Origin of the sequence: Nostoc sp. 106C (assembly GCF_002154725.1) — a bacterium.
Classification (GTDB): domain Bacteria; phylum Cyanobacteriota; class Cyanobacteriia; order Cyanobacteriales; family Nostocaceae; genus Aulosira.
Genome location: NZ_MTAW01000186.1, coordinates 1 through 15,556, shown reverse-complemented (window position 1 = coordinate 15,556; position 15,556 = coordinate 1). Strand labels below are relative to the sequence as shown.

The following is a 15,556-nucleotide window of genomic DNA, read 5'->3' as shown; positions in this document are numbered from 1 at the left end:
ACATTAATTAAGCTTTACTATCAATTTAAATAGGTTTAGTATAAATACAGTTTTCTTTTTAAAAATTCTGGTTTATATATCACTATAAACTGCGCAAAAAATAATTATAACTGCGAAATTACTGACTTTAAAGTAGAAGCCATAGCCTCTATGCTATATTTTTCTATGCATTTTTCTCTAGCCTTTATGCCTCGCTGATTTGCCAAATCTAAATCTTGAAATATCAATTGAATTTGCTCAGCAATTTTTTCGGGACAAGCAGGTTCAACTAAATAACCAGTTTCACCTAAAATTTCTGGAATATCTCCAACCCGCGTCGATAATACAGGCTTAGCCATTGACATCCCATCTGTAAGTTTGAGTGGAAATTGGGCGCGAGCAGTAAGAGTATCCCGCTGTGGAACAACTACAATGTGAGCAGCAGCTAACACATCAGGCATAGCTTCTACAGGACACTTTGGTAGTTTAATAATCCAGCGTCCCCATTGTCGAATTAGCTGATCGTCATAGTCATCGTAAGGGCTACCACCCACAATTACTAACCTTAAATCTGGCTGATTTAGGTGTTCTAAAGCTATTAAGACATCTTCGACCCCTTTATGAGGACGTGGTGCACCAGGAAACATGAGAATGCGATACTCAGAAAGACTATAACGCTCTCTGCTAGCTTCAGAGTCATACTTATAAGGGTCAAACATTGCAGTATCTTTGCCATTAGGTACATAGACACCACCAAAGCGTTCTTTAAGGAATTGAGTATCTATTGTGATTGCATTTGCTGAATTTACTAAACTTTCCATCCACTTTAAATAAAGCGGATGATCGGGAAATCTCAATGCACCACTCTTTTTAAAAATATCTCTATATAATTGCTTTATACTAGGACGATACTTCCAGCTATCACCTCCATGCCAGCTAAGTTCCCAGTCATCCATATCTAAAAGTAAGGGACGACCACTAGTAAATTTTTTGATTAGAGAAAGACCAAAGTTAGTAAATTTAGGTTTGATTGCATAAATAATATCTCCATCAATTTTTTGTATAAGTTTCGAGGCAGATATGAGAAACTTAGGATAGTTTGTCCCAGTAAGCGAAATTACTTTAATATCGTTGGGAGGAATTGCATACAAATCTTTCCCATATATAAAACCAACTATTTCTACTTGATAATTGAGGCTTATTAGTACTTGAGCAAGCAAAAAAGCCCTAATACTTCCGCCTCCCGATAAATCGCTAACAACTAATGAAATTTTCAATTCTGATATCTACTCCTGTTAGTTTGTCATAGTAAATTACTCAATAACCTATTTTTTCCGCCAAGGATTGGTAATTTGATTAGGTAAAAATACTAGAGCTAATCTATCGAATATTCTTGTATATAAGGAACGAGTAATATCTTTAGCATATTGAGGCCTATAAGGATAAGTACAGTGAAGTACTTTAATTTCACCATCAATATTGTAAGATTCCTTCCATTTACTAAGATAATTATAGGTGGGCGGAAGAACTTTAATCTTTGGTTTGACAGTTGCGATCGCAGCAGCAAAAGCACCTTGATCTTTTAATAGTAATTTATCTTGGTTATTTTTGATAATTTCAAAAAAACGTTTAAATTCATCAAAAAATTTCTTAGTCGTTTCGGTTTTACGGAAAGCGATAAAACCACCATTGTACTGTATACTATCTTCTTGCAGTGGTAGGCCTACAGATTGTAAAGTTGGTAAGACTTTTGATAATATCTCTTCTTGCTTACCTCTTAACAGATTAGTAGCTTTAACAATACTAGGTTGGACATCTTCAGTGAGTAAAAAATCATCTTTTTCCAAATACTCGAACACATCATTAAGATCAGATAGTAAACAAATATCTGAATCTAAATAAATCGTTTTTTTAAATTCCGATGCTGCATATAACGCTAGCTTTGCTTCTCTTGAGGCTAAAACCGTATTTTCATTAGCAGGTGCAGGTTTTAAAATTACATTCTTAAAAGCTTTAAGAAGAGGATACAGAGTTTTAGGAACGCGATCAATTAAAATAATTATTGGTTCTTGATGAAATTTTCTAACAGCAGCTAAAAAATGTATACAATCTTGAAAAGAATACATACCTGTTAAAATTGTAATAAATCCTCTTTCTAAATTCATGGAATTAGGTGTTTAATAAAATATTAGATAAATTATGCTTGTTGATTTAGTTAACAAGCATAATTTGTAAATTAGATTGTTTTAGTTACTACTATTGCTTAACTGCTATAGTATTTGTCTACAAAAATTGATATTTTAATAACCATGTACTACCAGTCCATTAATTTAAGTTGTCCTGTCTGAACATGGTCAAATATACGGTTAATTTGGCGGCGATCTTCATCATTAATATCGCCATTAGCCAAGACTGTGGAGGTAAGTAAACCATGATCTTGCCGACTCATACTTCCTGATGAGAGAATTCGATCTACAATTTGCTTAACTCCTATTTCTGATTCACTATCTACAGTTTTGTAAATTAATGTTTGATAATTCATAAATCTCCTACAGATGCAATCAAACATGACAATATTTGCTCACCCTTTAATAAGTAAAAAGTAGCCAAATAAAAATCTAAAATTTATTAAATTTTTACTGAATAGAGCAAATATCGCAGATTCCTGATGACGAAAATTCTTTGTGTGTTAACAAAAAGAATAAAATCAATCTAACTTCGTATTTACACTTCTTCCCAGAGAAATTTTACTGATTAATCAAGCTATCTATTCCTAATTTTTAGTACTATTACAGGGTAAATACGGTTGTGTAATTTGTGATTTTATGAGTTTTACAGTTACAATGAATAAAATATAAACACTTGGTATAGCTAGTATAGATAGCCCTGTTGTTCACTGTGGTTAAGGATATCAATTAATACTAACCATCTACTGCTAAGAGGAAGTTAGAAGTTATGCAGGTCATTCGTCTTGAGGCACTGTCTGATAACTATATATTCTTGCTGTACGATCGCACACAAAATATCGCGGCTGTTGTCGATCCGGCAGAGGCAGAACCAGTATTAAAGCAACTGGCAGAACTAAAAGCTGAGTTGGTAGCGATTTTTAACACGCACCATCATCAAGACCATGTGGGTGGGAATCAGCAGCTAATGCAACAATTTCCTGCGGTGACAGTCTATGGTGGAATCGAAGACCGAGGAAGAATTCCAGGACAGCAGGTGTTTCTGGAAGATAATTCCCATATCAAATTTGCCAATCGAGTAGCTGAAGTTATTTTCGTTCCTGGACATACCCGCGCACACATTGCTTACTACTTTCCTCCAGAAGTAGCCAGTGAACCAGGTGACTTATTCTGTGGTGATACCTTGTTTGCTGGGGGTTGCGGTCGTTTATTTGAAGGGACGCCTGCACAAATGATCAACTCTTTAAATAAGCTCCGCTCTCTACCCGATAATACGCGTGTCTGGTGCGCTCATGAATACACCTTAAAAAATTTGCAATTTGCCCTCACACTGGATGGTGAAAACGCTGATTTACAAAAACGCTTTGATGAAGTCAAGGCATACCGTAGCCGAGGGGAAGCTACCATTCCTTCACTACTAGGAGTGGAGAAACGCACCAATCCTTTTTTACGCTGGGAGCAGCCAACACTACAATCAGCTGCTAAGAGTAACGATCCTGTGCAAACCTTTGCACGTATCCGAGGGATGAAAGATAAATTTTAGTCATAAGTGATTGCTCATTTGTGATGAATTGTTGATATGTCCTATACCACCGCCTTTTGTCCCAACTACACTACAGCACGGAATCGCTTCCGTACCTCAGCATTGGCATTGGAGTGTCGCCTAGAAGCATACTCCATCGATCAAACTGGGCCAAATGGGGAAGATTTAACTATTGATGTGGCTATTCTCGGAAACCCCCATCCTCAGAAGGTGGTAGTTGTTTCCAGTGGATTGCATGGGGTGGAGGGATTTTTCGGTTCTGCTGTGCAATGTGCTTTGCTTGAAGAGCGTCTTGTGAGTTGGAACCAAAGCCAGGAAACTACTTTATTGCTATTACATGCCTTGAATCCTTATGGGTTCGCTTGGTGCAGGCGGTGGAATGAGGAAAATATCGATCTCAACCGTAATTTCCTGCTACCAAATGAAGAATACAGGGGTAGTCCGGCAAAGTATGGTGATTTAAATGCTTTCTTCAACCCAACTTCACCGCCATCGCGGTTTGAGCCGTTTGTTGTCAAAGCGATCGCTACTATTCTCCGCTACGGCATCACTTCTTTAACAGCCACCCTCCCAGTAGGACAATACGACTTTCCGCAAGGGTTGTTCTTTGGTGGAAATAACCCCTCAAAAACTTATCAAATTCTGGATGCAAATCTTCCTCGCTGGATAGGCAATGCTACAGACGTAGTGCACATTGACTTTCACACAGGACTTGGTAAAAAAGCAACTTATAAACTTTTCATTGACGATCCGCCTGACTCTAAGCCTACCCAGTGGTTAACTGAGAAGTTTGGAGACGATGTTGTGGAAGCTTATAAGGCAAGGAAAGTAACTTACATATTTCGTGGAGGATTGGGAACTTGGTGTAAAGCAAAATTTCCAAAATGTAACTATAGGTTTCTCACCGCAGAATTTGGTACTTATCCAGTTATCCAGGTAGTTGAGGCATTACGGGCAGAAAACCGTGCTCACTTCTTTTCACCACCAAATCACCTATCAAAAGATTGGACACGCCAGCGATTAATGGAGGTTTTTGCACCTACGGATGAGGATTGGCGAGATGCAGTAGTCTCTCAAGGACTGGATTTGGTAGGACGAGCGATCGCAGTATTGTGAGTCAACACAATCTTTTTGCAGAATAATAGTTGCGATCGCACCCTGCGATTCGCTAGGATCTTTAAGCTTTGGGGTATAAGCCAAGCCACTTGGGATACAGCTACACATCTGTGAGCTATCCGGCTGCAACCCAAGTTAATGAGATTCTACAGGAAAACGAAAAACAATGGCGAAACGCGTACAGTTAGTTTTAACTCAGGATGTTAGTAAGCTGGGAAAATTAGGCGATTTAGTGGATGTAGCTCCTGGCTATGCTCGTAATTATTTGATTCCCCAAAAATTGGCAACTCATGCTACTCCTGGTATTCTCAAGCAAGTAGAACGCCGTCGCGAACAAGAGCGTCAACGGCAACTAGAACTTAGACAACAAGCTCTGGAACAAAAAGCAGCGCTGGAAAAAGTTAGCAGCTTGAAAATTGGCAAGCAAGTTGGTGAAAACGAAGCTATTTTCGGTACTGTTACTAGCCAAGATGTTGCAGATGCAATTAAAGCAGCTACAGGTCAAGAAATTGATCGTCGCGGTATTACCCTCCCCGATATTAACCATCTTGGCACTTACAAAGCTGACATTAAACTGCATTCGGAAGTAACAGCGCAACTCGATATTGAAGTTGTTGCTAGCTAACGACTTCTTGATTTTTTACCACAGATGCCCACAGATTCTTCATCGGTGTTAATCTGTGTTCATCTGTGGTTCTCAATCTTTTTTTTTTAATATTCTGAGCGATAGTTAGTGTTCCACCCTCGATCGCCAATTTAAAATCGCTTATGGCTGAAGAACTAAGTTTTCAAGGCAGTGGTAGCGACCGCCTCCCACCCCAAAACATTGAGGCAGAAGAAGCGATTTTGGGGGGAATTTTGCTAGATCCAGAAGCGATTGGTCGAGTTAGCGATCGCTTAATTGCCGAAGCTTTTTACATTAGCGCCCACAAAGATATTTATCAAGCAGCGCTACGACTGCACGCACAGGGTAAACCCACAGACTTGCTCTCAGTGACTAGTTGGCTGGCTGATAACGATATACTTACCCGCATTGGCGGCAGAAATAAATTAGCCACACTTGTAGATCGCACAGTGTCAGCAGTCAACATCGACGCCTTAGCAGGGTTAGTCATGGATAAATTCCTGCGGCGACAGTTAATTAAAGCTGGCAATGAAATTGTGCATCTTGGGTACGAGACTGAGAAAGACTTACCAATTGTCTTAGATCAGGCAGAACAGAAAGTTTTTGGTATTACTCAAGAACGTCCCCAATCAGGTTTAGTTCACATTTCTGATACGTTGATTAGTAATTTTCAGGATATTGAGGAGCGAAATCAAGGCATTGCCTTACCTGGAATTACGTGCAGTTTTTACGATTTAGATGCCATGACTAGCGGCTTCCAGCGTTCTGATTTGATTATTGTCGCTGGTAGGCCATCAATGGGAAAATGCCTAAGTTTTGATTCGGAAATTGCTTTAGCAGATGGACAAATTGCCACAATTGAAGAATTATATAATCAACGTCGTGGCTCTTTATTGACATTAAATAATGATTGGAAATTTACCTTTACTCAACCATCAGCATTTGTAGATGATGGTATTAAACCAGTTTTTCGGGTTACAACTCGCTTGGGAAGATCTATTGAAACTACAATCACCCATCCATATTTAACGATTCAAGGTTGGCAAAGATTAGAGAATTTGAAAGTCGGTGATAAAATTGCTGTTCCGCGCCAAATAGATGTGTTTGGCACAGAAAGTATCCGTGAGTGCGAAGTCAAGTTATTAGCTTATTTAATTGGCGATGGTGGATTAACCAATAGCAATCCCCGATTTACAAACAGTAATCCATTACTGCAAGCCGATTTTTCACAAGCAGTTGCAGAATTTGGTGGTTTGACAGTAAGTTGCGAAAGTTCTCAAGGAAAACGCACACCATCATTTTGTGTTCGAGGAGATTTAGAATTTATTGCTATTCAAAGGCGGTTTTTTGCTCAACGCTTACAAGCTGCCATGCAGTCTCAGGCTTTATCGGCTAAAACATTGAGCTATGAACTAGAGGTAAGTCCATCTTTACTCTGTGTGTGGCAACAAGGTGATTGTGCCCCAAATTTAGAAACTTTTGAACGATTATGCACAATTCTTCAATTAGAAGCATTAGAATTGGCACCTTATGGATTTTCTAGTATCAGCAAGTCTAGTAAAAATTCTCTCACACTTTGGTTAGAAAAGTTAGGTTTATGGGGCAAAGATGCTCATGCTAAAACTATCCCGCCGATTGTTTTTAAATTAGAGCGAGCGCAAATATCTTTATTCCTTAACCGTCTCTTTGCTACAGATGGATGGGCTACACTCCTCAGTAGCGGACAAGCCCAGTTAGGATATGGAACAGTTAGCGAGAAGCTAGCAAGACAAATTCAACATCTTTTATTAAGGTTTGGCATCATTGCCTCATTGAAAAAGCGTTCTGTAAAGTATAACAACACTCGCAGACCAGCATGGCAATTAGATATTACTGATGCCTTGTCTATCAAAAGTTTTATCTCAGAAATAGGTATTTTTGGGAAAAAAGAAGCATTAGCAAAAGTCGCAGCAGCAATATCTCAAAAAAGATATCAAACGAATCGGGACTTGATACCTGTAGAGATTTGGCAACAAATAGCAACAGCAAAAGGCAATGAAACTTGGAATAGTTTAGCTGTGCGGGCTGGTATTCAAGGCTATACAAATATGCACGTTGGTAAACGCGCTTTAAAGAGAGAACGACTTTGGATGTTAGCTACCGCTTTAGAAAATTTGCCACTTCAGCAGTTAGCAACGAGTGATGTCTATTGGGATGAAATAGTTTCTATTGAATTAGTAGGTAACAAACAAGTTTATGACTTAACAATTCCAGAAACACACAACTTTATTGCTAATGATATCTGTGTTCACAATACTGCCTTCTGTTTGAATCTTGCTTATAATATCGCTGCTTCTCATAGATTTCCCGTGGCTGTTTTCAGTTTAGAAATGTCTAAAGAACAGCTAGTGCAACGTCTATTAGCTAGCGAAGCCGGAATTGAAAGTGGTTATCTGCGAAGTGGACGTCTCAGTCAAGCACAGTGGGAACCTTTAAGTCGTGCTATTGGTATGCTTTCGGAGATGCCAATTTTTATTGATGACACGCCCAATATTACTGTTACTCAAATGCGTAGTCAGGCGCGGCGGCTGCAAGCAGAACAAGGTATGGACTTGGGATTAATTGTCATAGATTACTTGCAATTGATGGAAGGAGGAGGTGATAACCGCGTACAAGAGTTATCTAAAATTACCCGCTCTTTGAAAGGTTTAGCGCGGGAATTATCGGTTCCAGTTATTGCTTTATCTCAGTTAAGCCGAGGAGTAGAAGCACGTACTAATAAACGCCCAATGTTGTCAGATTTACGAGAATCTGGGTCGATTGAACAAGATGCAGATTTAGTAATAATGTTGTATCGGGATGATTACTACAATAATGACAGTCCTGATCGCGGGATCGCGGAAGTGATAGTGGCTAAACACCGTAACGGTCCGACAGGTACGGTAAAACTTTTATTCGATCCGCAGTTTACAAAGTTTAAGAATTTAGCTAGACCAAATAATTATTGAGATTAAATTTGTCAGTTATCAGTTAGCAATTACCAGTTAAATACCATAACTAAATTTCGGTGATTTAAACACAGAAAAAATTCTTTTTCTCCACCAATAAACTTATTAGCTTTGAGAATGTTTCTAAACCTGATAACTAATAACTGTTCACTGATAACTGACCAATAGTAATTGCTATTTAATATCTAGCAATTCTACATCAAAAATTAAGGTGGCGTTGGGTGGAATCACGCCACCAGCACCACGAGAGCCATAACCTAATTCTGGCGGGATAATTAACTGACGACGACCGCCTACTTTCATGGTGCTAAGTCCTTCGTCCCAGCCTTTGATTACCTGTCCAACGCCAAGTTTAAAGTCGAAAGGACGGTTGCGATCGCGTGAACTATCAAACTTTGTACCATCTTCTAGAGTGCCGGTGTAGTGAACTACAACCTTTTGTCCGGTTTGAGGAGTCGCCCCAGTCCCCTCTTGCAATTCAATATATTTCAATCCAGAGGGGGTAGTTACGGCATTGGCATCAGACATAGTATTGCTCGCAATCAAGGTATTGTTTTCAGTAACAGTAGTGGGCGCTGGTGTAGCTTGAGTGAAATTAGCAGCAATGGCAGAGTCCTGTTTACTACCAACTTGCGCTAATACCAAAACCACAACACATACCAGCATTAACCCAACGCTGAGTAAAATTGCTTTCAAAATTAACCCTCCCTACTTAGGTAGTTTGGCACAGTATGACCAACAGGACACAATTAGTTTAAATCACAAATGATATCCTAACGCCAAAGCTTATTTTCTAAATCCCGCACTTGACGCTCTAAACGGTCAATTCTACCCCGCAGTTCGTCTACTTCTGACTGACGAGCAACGCCCAAATCCTGCATCATATTACGCATTTGCCGTTGCATTTGAGTTTCCCAAGTTCCCTGCTCTGATCGCAACTGCTGTACAATATCATCCATCACAGCTTTTGCTTGCTCAGGGTTAAGCTTGCCATCCTTAACCAATTCATCGCTGACTTGCCGTAGTTTGTCTGCTACTAAGGATGTTGTGCCAATACCAAGCATCAATAACTGCTGCATCCAATTGTTGTTATCCATACTCCCTTCCTCTTAAATTATTTCAAACCAGCCGACCCTTGCTCTTGAGTGTATGCAATCAAGCTATGCTAAAAGCGTAGTTATTCTAGCCTACAACTCTATTTTGGCAAATTGACAAATACAAGGAATGGCAAGGTGTGGTTATAGAACTGCTAAAGTTTAAAATTGCTGCCGAGATGCGGGAAACTTATATCCAGAAGGATGCGGAAATTTGGACAACCACCCTTGCTAAATATCCTGGATTTCTAGGTAAAGAAGTCTGGATCAATCCCAACGACTCTACAGAAATTATATTTGTCATTCGTTGGGCAACACGAGAGCATTGGCAAGCTATCCCTCCAGAAGAATTAGAGGCTGTTGAACAAAAGTTTGCCGCAGCTTTGGGAGATACTTATGACTTGGTGGAGTCAGCAGAGTATCAACTGCGAAAGTTCCCCTATGCTTAGGAACTGGATACTGATAAATTTCAGCGCTAGTTTCCGACTTTATAGTTAGCAATGGATGAAATCTAAAGTGAACGCCTCTGATTAGCAGGCTGAGTTAACCTTGAGTTATGGGTAAATGAGTTTAAATTTGGAATTTGAGGATTGAGGACTGCTTATGTTCAACTACAATCCGTTAGAGTGCCTACCTTCCTCGGCAGAATTGCCAGATTCTAATGAAATACCCGTGGATAACGAGCTGCAAATACTAATTCCTAGTTTATTGTTAGCCATCTTAGGCGCAATTTGGCAAAATCGTGATGACTGGTTTTTTGGTATTAATATGGGAATTTACTATACAACCAGTAAGCCTGCAATTGTACCTGATGGATTTTTAAGTTTGGGCGTAGAACGTTTTGTAGGAGAGAATGGACGTTCTAGCTATGTACTTTGGGAAGAAGACGGGATTGCGCCAATTGTAGCTTTAGAAATTGTTTCTCAAACTTATAATTACGAATATGAACAAAAGAAATTAGATTATGCTGAGTTGGGTGTTTTGTATTATGTCATTTATGCACCAACACGCCTGCGGCGTAAGCGCCAACGTTTAGAAGTTTATCGCTTAGTTGAAGATAAATATATTTTACAAGCAGGAGATAAAGTCTGGATGCCGGAAGTGGGTTTAGGCATTGGACGCGAAAGAGGAACCTATCAAGGCATGACCAGAGAATGGCTGTATTGGTATAACGAGAATGGTAACAGATACTCAACACCAGAAGAAGTCTTAGACGAGCAAGAGCAACAATTAGCGCAAACCCAACAACAGCTTCAAGAACTTTTAATTAAGTTACAACAGAGGGGAATTGATCCAAATAAACTTTAAATTGCTGTCTTGAAAATAAGGATTAGGGATTGGGGACAAATGAAAAATGCCCCATGCCCATTTTCATGCGTGACTGACTTGTATATTCCCGCCTCGTTTGCTAGTAGGGCGATCGCATTTTTAGCTTAAGCTTGCAACGCTCTAAACCACCTATTCAAAACTGAGTTGATAGTTTGTTTAATCTGATGTTTGCGATTCCACCGTTGAAAAGCCCTTTCGTACTCTTCACCTTTCATTAAGAAAGTATTCCAAATATCCCACCCGACAACAGAACCGCAGAATAGCAATATATACAGCGACCAAGAAAGACCGCCACCACTAATCAAATCTGCGAGGACAAAAAAAGCATTAGCGATCGCATAATTCCCCAAACGCTTCTTAAATCTGCCTTGGCGGTAGAGATTAAACACTCGGCGTTGTTGCACTTCGCTCTGTTGCATCTGCCAGTCGCGTTCTGCTAGTTTTAAGGAATCTGGAGCAATTTCTAACTCAGCAGCAATTTCTAACAACTCATTGTAAGAAAATTCTCTGTCTGTGTTGTCAGCATGAGTAGCGATCGCCAACTGGAGAATTTGCTGTATATCTTCCTGGCTATAAGAACGAATGCTTTTAGGTTCAAATGATGTCATAATTCTTACTGTGAGTCTTACTTTTAATAAATATTTACTGCTCGGTAGAAGTTGCCCAACGAAGCCAGCATCATCAGCGCTATTTTTATTATCCCTACACTAACAAATCTAGATAGTGCCGTAGGTAGGAATTTCTAGCAAAATCTTCCTCAGTTCAGTTTTCCTCCCTGGTAAGAAATCACAGAGTTTACCGAGTTGACTTATTCCCGACCTTCCTGCTCCACTGCCTTGAGCATTACTCTTCCGGTTTCTTTATCTGCCTCTTTCCAACTTCCGGCAGCTAAAAGATCGCGTAAAATTGTATAGTCAATACCAACATTTGACCGCAGGGGTAAATTGTTCATTGCATTAGAATTTATCTGCTTTATCTTTATCTTTGTCATTGCCTAGCAATATCCCTCTTTATTGATAAATAGATAGAGGTGGAACTTAAAGAACCTGTTGGATTTTTTAAAATTACATTATGGTGTTATTAAATCAGCAGATGACGGTATTCTGATCAAGTTTACAGATCTCTTTGAATGTTCATCTAGTGATACATGTGAAGAAGTTATACATGCATGTTTATCGCCTTGAGAACACCACATGGAGAGCGTATTTTCAATTTCTTTTAGCCTTACACATGCGCTTGGTTCTGGATTTCCTTCACGATAGCAACTTTGAATAGCACTATCAGCCAAGTTATAAAGACCTAAGTAGTCTCGATTATTTGAAATTTTTCCTGTTGGAGAATTTGTTGGGATTACATGACCATTATCATTACACTGTAAATTGCGTCCATTCACTAACTGCCACCCATTATTAGTGCGTTTCCATGTATCTTGGTATTTACATATTCTGGTTCTAGGTTCAATACCTTGAGAACTCTTCTGCTTTGAGAAAACAATTTTTCTTAAACCTATTACTATTGCAGTTTCCCCACTAAATTGAAATTGGGTAGAATTAAGATCGTAAACAGAGAAGTATTGATTAGAATCTTTACGGTGAAAAGCATCATCTAAAGCTCGGTAGGCTTTAATAATAGCTTCCTTATCCGTTTGCTCTGAAGCGTGAGCAGTACCACTCACTGCAAGTATTACTGTTAGCAAAGTAGTAACTAGTACAGTTGTTTGTCTCATAAAAAATCTTTCCTAGAAGTAATAGAGAATAGACCATTTGTTATTAAACATGTCATCTAGTTGAGCAGATTAATTGCGGTGATCGCGCTTTTGTGTACTGGTTGTTACCTAAAATCTGTCTTCCTTGGATGTCATATAAAGTCCAAAATATAATATTTTCTCCGAAAACATGACATCTTACCAAAAAAATCCATATTTCCTAATAAAAATGACGACTTGTGATTTATGGATCTCTAACATGAACTCAGTTTTGGGTAAGTTCATACTTAATATCTATTTTTACAGTCTAACCATGACAAGCGATGGCCCACGCCTTGGCTCGACCGCACAATAGAGATGAGCCACAATGGGTCTTAAAACTGTTGGTACGGCGTAGACTGTGGCAACTAAAATAAGAAATTAAGGGACAAATTTTTTTACTTTTGGGAGCATTGTTACTATCTACTGCTTTGAGGCGATCGCATCTCCAAAGCTCATGGATGTTTAGGGATTTGTCATAATTACATAGGCGGCTACTTGGCATTAGGGGTGCAAGAACACGAAAAAGACTCTTCTCTAAAAGGTTATGCATCATCGTTACCAAGTTTATCTCCGACGATTTGCGATCGCAGCTTTTTTAACTCTGCTGTTATCTCCCGCCATCTTCTACGGATGGTTGTGTTTGTTACGTCCATCTCGCACGGATCGGCAGCAAGTATTATTTAAAGGTATTGTTTATCAACGTCGTGCTATTTCTAAACCTCGTCCGGTGACGATGCATATTGTCACCGTTGATTTGACAGCGCCGGGAGTCAAACCTTTGGTAACTCCTGGTTTCCCACTTGGTAAAGGTAGAAAAACTAGCGCCAGCACCACATCAGAATTTCTTGGCAAATTTAAGCTGCAATTAGCTGTTAATGCTAGCTACTTCCATCATTTTTCTGAAAAAAGTCCTTGGGATTACTATCCCCATAGCGGCGATCCTTCCTATCCTTTAGGAGAAGCAATCTCTAATGGATCTCGTTATTCCCAACCCGAATCAGATCGGGCGGTGCTGTGCTTTTCCCGAAATAATCTTGCCCAAATCTTAGCGAGTGGCAAATGTCCCGCAGATACAGTTCAAGGTGTTGCAGGGAAAGAAATGCTAGTTGCTAACGGTAAGGTTGTGATTTCTCAAATTCGCGGCAATAAACCGTACCCACGTTTAGCAGTAGCTATTAACCGACAGGGTACAAAACTTTGGCTGATTGTTGTAGATGGTAAGCAACCTTTCTACAGTGAAGGAATGACTTTGCTTGAGTTGGCAATGACTGCTATCAATTTAGGTGCTGATGCTGCACTTAATATGGATGGTGGCGGTTCCGTTACATTAGTCAAGGGAGAGACTAATAGCCCCAAGGTATTAAATGCTCCCGTTCATACCAAACTACCGATGCGGGAACGTCCAGTTGGAAATCACTTAGGATTTTATGCTTTGCCAATAGATGTCAAAACATCTAAATCTAGATAACCGCACCTAAACTGACGGACACCCCTACCAATTGAAAGATTAACGTTCATTTACATTTCGTTACACTAGAGACATCAAGAGGAAAGTAAACCTCGAGAAGCAGAAATCAAAGGTGAACGACATGAATGGCACAATACGCGTTGGTAATCTCTTCGGGATTCCCTTCTACATCCATCCGTCGTGGTTTTTAGTGCTTGGGTTGGTAACTTGGACCTATAGCAGCGGACTGATGGGGCAATTTCCTCTATTATCTGGGGGACTAGCTTTGTTACTAGGATTGATGACAGCGCTGTTGTTATTTGCCTCTGTCGTCGCCCACGAATTAGGACATAGCTTCGTAGCTCTTCGTCAAGGAATTGATGTCAAATCAATCACACTATTTATATTCGGCGGTTTAGCTAGCTTAGAAAAGGAATCGAAAACCCCAGGTGAAGCTTTCTGGGTAGCGATCGCGGGACCTTTAGTTAGCTTACTAATATGTGCTGGAGTTACAGGCATTGGTTATGCTACTGCGGCAACAGGTCCACTCGCAGCTATTCTTGGTGTTCTGGCGTCTGTTAACCTAGCGTTAGCGCTATTTAACTTAATTCCTGGCTTGCCTTTAGATGGCGGAAATATACTGAAAGCTTTAGTTTGGAAAATTACAGGCAATCCTTACAAAGGAGTAACATTTGCCAGCCGAGTTGGACAAATATTTGGTTGGGTAGCGATCGCCTCTGGTTTAATTCCTATACTATACTTTGGCAGCTTTGCTAACATCTGGAACTTGTTAATCGGTTTCTTCTTGCTACAAAACGCAGGAAATGCGGCGCAATTTGCCAGAGTACAAGAAAAACTCACAGGTTTAACAGCTGCGGATGCTGTAACCCCTAACAGCCCAATTGTTTCTGCTAATCAAACCCTCAGAGAGTTTGCTGATGAGCGCATCTTAAGTGGAGAAAGCTGGCATCGGTTCTTAGTGACTGATGATGAGGGACAATTAATAGGTGCGATCGCTGCTAATGATTTGCGAACCATTCCAACAACACAGTGGTCAGAGACTCAAGTCAAAGAAGTAATGCGACCAATTGCAGAATCTACCACAGTCCAATCGGACAAACCGTTAGTGGAAGTAGTTCAGCTACTCGAACAACAACAACTATCTGCACTGACTGTAATTCGTGACAACGGCGTGCTAGTAGGAATTCTAGAGAAGGCTGCGATTATCCAACTACTGCAACGCAGATCTCAATTCAACCCTGCATAGTTCTCTCATCTAAAATACTCTTTCTCGAACCTCCCTCAGAATTTCTGGGGGAATTTTTTATGAGAAATCTGCATAGGGTGTGTAACGGCAATGAAAATACCTGATAGCTTTAGTAAATATGGATTTTGCCGTAACGAACCAAATATCAACATCTAAACGGTAGTTTACAGCGCATTTAATTCGTAAGGATTCAGGTAGAGGATTATTGACAAAGGGAACACTTGAGGGGGAGTATC

General features: G+C 39.8%; 17 protein-coding genes. 8 read left to right on the top strand and 9 right to left on the bottom strand.

Translation table 11 applies throughout. From position 1 onward, the window contains the following. Positions 1 to 104 precede the first annotated feature (104 nt). The 3 genes from BV375_RS28735 to BV375_RS28725 form a co-directional block, all read right to left on the bottom strand. Positions 105 to 1,265, bottom strand: a complete 1,161-nt coding sequence (locus tag BV375_RS28735) for a glycosyltransferase family 4 protein (protein WP_086766852.1) — start codon at positions 1,263 to 1,265, stop codon at positions 105 to 107. Positions 1,266 to 1,304: 39 nt separating this feature from the next. Then, a complete protein-coding gene (locus tag BV375_RS28730; protein ID WP_086766850.1) occupies positions 1,305 to 2,144 on the bottom strand; it encodes a putative nucleotide-diphospho-sugar transferase in 840 nt (279 codons plus the stop codon). A 149-nt stretch (positions 2,145 to 2,293) separates the two neighbouring features. After that, positions 2,294 to 2,521, bottom strand: a complete 228-nt coding sequence (locus tag BV375_RS28725; RefSeq protein WP_086766849.1) for a hypothetical protein — start codon at positions 2,519 to 2,521, stop codon at positions 2,294 to 2,296. 413 nt (positions 2,522 to 2,934) lie between these two features. Here BV375_RS28725 and gloB point away from each other — a divergent pair, with 413 nt between their 5' ends. From gloB to dnaB, 4 genes are all read left to right on the top strand, one after another. Further along, positions 2,935 to 3,708 (top strand): hydroxyacylglutathione hydrolase, encoded by a 774-nt coding sequence (gene gloB / locus BV375_RS28720; protein ID WP_086766847.1) that lies wholly within the window; start codon positions 2,935 to 2,937, stop codon positions 3,706 to 3,708. Between the two features lie 36 nt (positions 3,709 to 3,744). Beyond that, the gene (locus BV375_RS28715) at positions 3,745 to 4,824 is read left to right on the top strand and encodes a M14 family metallopeptidase (protein ID WP_086766845.1); all 1,080 of its coding nucleotides are present in this window, start codon (positions 3,745 to 3,747) and stop codon (positions 4,822 to 4,824) included. A 166-nt stretch (positions 4,825 to 4,990) separates the two neighbouring features. Beyond that, positions 4,991 to 5,449: a 50S ribosomal protein L9 gene (gene rplI / locus BV375_RS28710; RefSeq protein ID WP_086766843.1), complete on the top strand. Its 459-nt coding sequence runs from the start codon at positions 4,991 to 4,993 to the stop codon at positions 5,447 to 5,449. Positions 5,450 to 5,592: 143 nt separating this feature from the next. Further along, complete coding sequence (dnaB, locus tag BV375_RS28705) at positions 5,593 to 8,436, top strand: replicative DNA helicase (RefSeq protein ID WP_086766841.1); 2,844 nt, start codon at positions 5,593 to 5,595, stop codon at positions 8,434 to 8,436. Positions 8,437 to 8,610: 174 nt separating this feature from the next. On the opposite strand, the gene BV375_RS28700 is transcribed toward dnaB, so the two are convergent. Together BV375_RS28700 and BV375_RS28695 are read right to left on the bottom strand one after the other, a co-directional pair. Beyond that, on the bottom strand, positions 8,611 to 9,132 hold the full coding sequence (locus tag BV375_RS28700) for an FKBP-type peptidyl-prolyl cis-trans isomerase (protein WP_086766839.1): 522 nt from the start codon (positions 9,130 to 9,132) through the stop codon (positions 8,611 to 8,613). A 77-nt stretch (positions 9,133 to 9,209) separates the two neighbouring features. Next, a complete protein-coding gene (locus tag BV375_RS28695; protein WP_086690842.1) occupies positions 9,210 to 9,533 on the bottom strand; it encodes a phasin family protein in 324 nt (107 codons plus the stop codon). Positions 9,534 to 9,670: 137 nt separating this feature from the next. Between BV375_RS28695 and BV375_RS28690 the strand changes: the two genes are divergently transcribed. Both BV375_RS28690 and BV375_RS28685 read left to right on the top strand, forming a co-directional pair. After that, the gene (locus BV375_RS28690; protein WP_086766837.1) at positions 9,671 to 9,979 is read left to right on the top strand and encodes a TIGR03792 family protein; all 309 of its coding nucleotides are present in this window, start codon (positions 9,671 to 9,673) and stop codon (positions 9,977 to 9,979) included. A gap of 154 nt (positions 9,980 to 10,133) precedes the next feature. Continuing rightward, on the top strand, positions 10,134 to 10,838 hold the full coding sequence (locus BV375_RS28685) for a Uma2 family endonuclease (RefSeq protein WP_086766836.1): 705 nt from the start codon (positions 10,134 to 10,136) through the stop codon (positions 10,836 to 10,838). Positions 10,839 to 10,963: 125 nt separating this feature from the next. On the opposite strand, the gene BV375_RS28680 is transcribed toward BV375_RS28685, so the two are convergent. The 4 genes from BV375_RS28680 to BV375_RS36310 form a co-directional block, all read right to left on the bottom strand. Next, entirely contained in the window at positions 10,964 to 11,467 is a 504-nt protein-coding gene (locus BV375_RS28680; protein ID WP_086766834.1) for a 2TM domain-containing protein, read from the bottom strand. A 200-nt stretch (positions 11,468 to 11,667) separates the two neighbouring features. Continuing rightward, positions 11,668 to 11,811: a GUN4 domain-containing protein gene (locus tag BV375_RS38405; RefSeq protein WP_339376776.1), complete on the bottom strand. Its 144-nt coding sequence runs from the start codon at positions 11,809 to 11,811 to the stop codon at positions 11,668 to 11,670. Between the two features lie 117 nt (positions 11,812 to 11,928). Further along, positions 11,929 to 12,585 (bottom strand): nuclear transport factor 2 family protein, encoded by a 657-nt coding sequence (locus tag BV375_RS28670; RefSeq protein ID WP_086766831.1) that lies wholly within the window; start codon positions 12,583 to 12,585, stop codon positions 11,929 to 11,931. A gap of 286 nt (positions 12,586 to 12,871) precedes the next feature. Then, entirely contained in the window at positions 12,872 to 13,159 is a 288-nt protein-coding gene (locus BV375_RS36310) for a hypothetical protein (protein WP_143842239.1), read from the bottom strand. Here BV375_RS36310 and BV375_RS28665 point away from each other — a divergent pair. Both BV375_RS28665 and BV375_RS28660 read left to right on the top strand, forming a co-directional pair. Then, positions 13,151 to 14,074: a phosphodiester glycosidase family protein gene (locus tag BV375_RS28665; RefSeq protein ID WP_086766829.1), complete on the top strand. Its 924-nt coding sequence runs from the start codon at positions 13,151 to 13,153 to the stop codon at positions 14,072 to 14,074. The two genes, BV375_RS36310 and BV375_RS28665, sit on opposite strands and share 9 nt — an antisense overlap. 121 nt (positions 14,075 to 14,195) lie before the next feature. Further along, entirely contained in the window at positions 14,196 to 15,320 is a 1,125-nt protein-coding gene (locus BV375_RS28660; protein ID WP_086766827.1) for a site-2 protease family protein, read from the top strand. Positions 15,321 to 15,556 lie beyond the last annotated feature (236 nt).

What these genes read in the sequence shown, in the direction of transcription:
- BV375_RS28680 (WP_086766834.1), bottom strand. Translation starts at nt 11,467, where the DNA reads ATGACATCATTTGAACCTAAAAGCATTCGTTCTTATAGCCAGGAAGAT.
- dnaB (WP_086766841.1), top strand. Translation starts at nt 5,593, where the DNA reads ATGGCTGAAGAACTAAGTTTTCAAGGCAGTGGTAGCGACCGCCTCCCA.
- rplI (WP_086766843.1), top strand. Translation starts at nt 4,991, where the DNA reads ATGGCGAAACGCGTACAGTTAGTTTTAACTCAGGATGTTAGTAAGCTG.
- BV375_RS28685 (WP_086766836.1), top strand. Translation starts at nt 10,134, where the DNA reads ATGTTCAACTACAATCCGTTAGAGTGCCTACCTTCCTCGGCAGAATTG.
- BV375_RS28715 (WP_086766845.1), top strand. Translation starts at nt 3,745, where the DNA reads ATGTCCTATACCACCGCCTTTTGTCCCAACTACACTACAGCACGGAAT.
- gloB (WP_086766847.1), top strand. Translation starts at nt 2,935, where the DNA reads ATGCAGGTCATTCGTCTTGAGGCACTGTCTGATAACTATATATTCTTG.
- BV375_RS36310 (WP_143842239.1), bottom strand. Translation starts at nt 13,159, where the DNA reads ATGATGCATAACCTTTTAGAGAAGAGTCTTTTTCGTGTTCTTGCACCC.
- BV375_RS28670 (WP_086766831.1), bottom strand. Translation starts at nt 12,585, where the DNA reads ATGAGACAAACAACTGTACTAGTTACTACTTTGCTAACAGTAATACTT.
- BV375_RS28660 (WP_086766827.1), top strand. Translation starts at nt 14,196, where the DNA reads ATGAATGGCACAATACGCGTTGGTAATCTCTTCGGGATTCCCTTCTAC.
- BV375_RS28725 (WP_086766849.1), bottom strand. Translation starts at nt 2,521, where the DNA reads ATGAATTATCAAACATTAATTTACAAAACTGTAGATAGTGAATCAGAA.
- BV375_RS38405 (WP_339376776.1), bottom strand. Translation starts at nt 11,811, where the DNA reads ATGAACAATTTACCCCTGCGGTCAAATGTTGGTATTGACTATACAATT.
- BV375_RS28665 (WP_086766829.1), top strand. Translation starts at nt 13,151, where the DNA reads ATGCATCATCGTTACCAAGTTTATCTCCGACGATTTGCGATCGCAGCT.
- BV375_RS28730 (WP_086766850.1), bottom strand. Translation starts at nt 2,144, where the DNA reads ATGAATTTAGAAAGAGGATTTATTACAATTTTAACAGGTATGTATTCT.
- BV375_RS28695 (WP_086690842.1), bottom strand. Translation starts at nt 9,533, where the DNA reads ATGGATAACAACAATTGGATGCAGCAGTTATTGATGCTTGGTATTGGC.